Source organism: Neisseria sp. Marseille-Q2251, assembly GCF_940793045.1.
GTDB lineage: Bacteria > Pseudomonadota > Gammaproteobacteria > Burkholderiales > Neisseriaceae > Neisseria.
Genome location: NZ_CALNWV010000089.1, coordinates 1 through 1,117, shown reverse-complemented (window position 1 = coordinate 1,117; position 1,117 = coordinate 1). Strand labels below are relative to the sequence as shown.

Here is a 1,117-nt window from a genome sequence, read left to right as displayed (position 1 = left end):
GCTTCTCCGGTGTCGACTACCGTTTCCAAAAAAGCCGCAGCTACACCGTCCGCGAGTATGTGACCCAGTATCTCGAAAGCGACTTCGACTTTATCAACCGTCTGTGTGAGGAAGAAGGCATTTGGTACGCCTTCGAACAGCATGAGCAACATGGCGACGTGGTCGTCTTCGGCGACAGTCCCGAACACTACTTCCGAGACCCAAGCCTGCCCGTTTCCTACCGACCCCATGCCGGACTGGAAAGCGTCGGTACCGAAGCACTCTTCAACTTAAGCATCCGCCACAACCCCATCGTCGAAGGCATACGCAGTGCCGACTACAACTACCGCACCGCCGATACCGACCTCTTCGCCGAAACCGACAACAAACAATCCGAAGAATCTGCCGACAACACCGTCTTATTGGGCAAACAGCAAAACTGGGGCCTCCATCCCAAAACCCCCGACGAAGCCAAAGTTCAGACGACCCTGTTGAACGAAGCCGTCCTCTGCCGCCAAACCGTCGCCAACGGCAGCGGCAACGTCGTTTCCATGGCGCCGATGAAAGTGTTCCAAACCGATACCGCCTTCCCCGAAGCCCCCGACGGCTGGCTGGTACTCAGCATGGAACACAGCGGCAGCCGCGATACCGCCTACACCCATACCTTTACCGCCATACCCGCCCAACTCGCCTTCCGTCCCGAACGCACCACACCGCGCCCCCACATCGCCGGCACACTGCCCGCACGGGTAACCGCGGCGGAGAACTGCACCTACGCCTACATCGACGACATGGGACGCTACCGCGTCAAACTGCCGTTTGATTTGGACGAATGGAGTCCCGGCGGCGAAAGCCGTCCCGTCCGACTGGCCAAACCCTATGCCGGTCCCGAATACGGTATCCACTTCCCCTTACACGAAGGCACCGAAGTCATGCTGTCCTTCGTCCAAGGCAACCCCGACCGTCCGTATATCTCCGGCGTCATGCACGACAGCGCCCATCCCGACCACATCCCTGCCGATTGGAACACAAGGAACGTCATCCGTACCTGGGCAAACAACAAACTCAGGATGGAAGACCAAAAAGGTCAGGAACACATCAAACTCGCCACCGACTACCAGAAGTCCCAACTCAACCT

The 1,117-nt window shown here is 58.4% G+C and carries 1 protein-coding gene; it reads left to right on the top strand.

What is annotated here, in order from left to right; translation table 11 throughout:
• The coding region (locus AAG834_RS13715) for a type VI secretion system Vgr family protein (RefSeq protein ID WP_342032451.1) at nt 1-1,117 on the top strand (1,117 nt) is incomplete at both ends.